The following is a 1,469-nucleotide window of genomic DNA, read 5'->3' on the forward strand; positions in this document are numbered from 1 at the left end:
CCACGACACGCTGGCGGAGATCCGGGCCGCCGTCCCCGCCGCGCGGCTGCACTGGTACCGCGCCGACCTGGCCTCGCTCGACGAGGTACGCGAGCTCGCGCAGGCCGTCTCGGCCGACCACAAGGACCTCGACACGCTGGTGAACAACGCGGGGATCGGCACGACCGTGCCGGGCGGCGGGGTACGGCAGGAGAGCGCGGACGGCCACGAGCTGCGCTTCGCGGTCAACTACCTGGCCGGCTACCTGCTCACCCGGCTCCTGCTGCCGGTGCTGCGCGAGTCGGCCCCGTCCAGGATCGTCAACGTCAGCAGCCTCGGCCAGGCCCCGATCGACTTCGGCGACGTCATGCAGGCCGCCGGCTACAGCGGGGTGCGCGCGTACTGCCAGAGCAAGCTCGCGCAGGTGATGTTCACCGTGGACCTGGCCGAGGAGCTGGCGGGCACCGGGGTCACCGCCAACGCCCTGCACCCGGCCACGTACATGCCCACCAAGATGGTCGCCACGCCGGTCAGCGAGCTGCGGGAGGGCGTGGAGGCCACGTCGCGGCTGATCACCGACCCCGGCCTCGACGAGGTGTCCGGGCGCTTCTTCGACGGCCTGCGGCCCTCGCAGGCGCTGGAGCAGGCGTACGACGCCGGGGCGCGGGCCCGGCTGCGCGAGCTGTCGGAAAACCTGTCGAAGGCGCGGCCACCGGCTCACTAGCGTTTGCCGGTGCACATCTATCTGGAGACCGGGCGGCTGATCCTGCGCCGCTTCACCGAGTCCGACGCCGGCCACCTCTTCACCCTCCACAACGACCCCGAGGTCATGGAGTTCCTCAACGGCGGCAAGCCCACGCCGCGCGAGGTGATCGTCGGGAAGACGCTGCCCGCGTTCATCGCAACCGGTTTCTTCGCGGCGATCGAGAAGCCGTCCGGGGCGTTTCTCGGGTGGTTCCACCTGCGCGCGCCCAAGGGCTCGCCGGACGACGAGCCGGAGCTGGGCTACCGGCTGCACACGTCGGCCTGGGGCAAGGGGTACGCGACCGAGGGCTCGCTCGCGCTGATCGACAAGGCGTTCCGGGAGCTGGGCGCGCGCCGGGTCTTCGCTCAGACCATGGCAGTGAACGTGCGCTCGCGGCGGGTCATGGAGAAGTGCGGGCTGCGCTTCACCCGCACGTTCCACCTGGAGTGGGAGGACCCGCTGCCGGGGGCCGAGCACGGGGAGGTGGAGTACGAGCTGACGCGCGCCGAATGGGAGACGCGCTGACCCCCAACCTGGTGCACTGGTCGGACCAGTCGCTAGGGTGCCTCGTATGGGATATGACGCGCTGTTCCGCCTGGATGGGCGGCGGGCCGTGGTGATCGGGGCGGGGAGCGGGATCGGCCGGGAGGCGGCGCTGGCGCTGGCCGCTCACGGGGCTTCCGTGGTGTGCGCCGACCGCGACCTGGCCTCGGCCGAGGAGACCGCCGCCGCGTGCGGCGGCGAC

General features: G+C 72.1%; 3 protein-coding genes. All 3 read left to right on the top strand.

Features of this window, described 5'->3' with window-relative positions:
• A partial coding sequence (locus ACWDX9_RS63245; RefSeq protein ID WP_449973441.1) for an SDR family NAD(P)-dependent oxidoreductase occupies positions 1-703 on the top strand: 703 nt, incomplete at its 5' end.
• 9 nt (positions 704-712) lie between these two features.
• Positions 713-1,249 carry a GNAT family N-acetyltransferase gene (locus ACWDX9_RS63250; RefSeq protein ID WP_449973442.1) on the top strand — a complete coding sequence of 179 codons (537 nt, stop codon included), beginning with the start codon at positions 713-715 and terminating at the stop codon, positions 1,247-1,249.
• A gap of 46 nt (positions 1,250-1,295) precedes the next feature.
• The coding region (locus ACWDX9_RS63255) for an SDR family NAD(P)-dependent oxidoreductase (protein WP_449973443.1) at positions 1,296-1,469 on the top strand (174 nt) is incomplete at its 3' end.

The organism is Nonomuraea sp. NPDC003201, assembly GCF_053590415.1.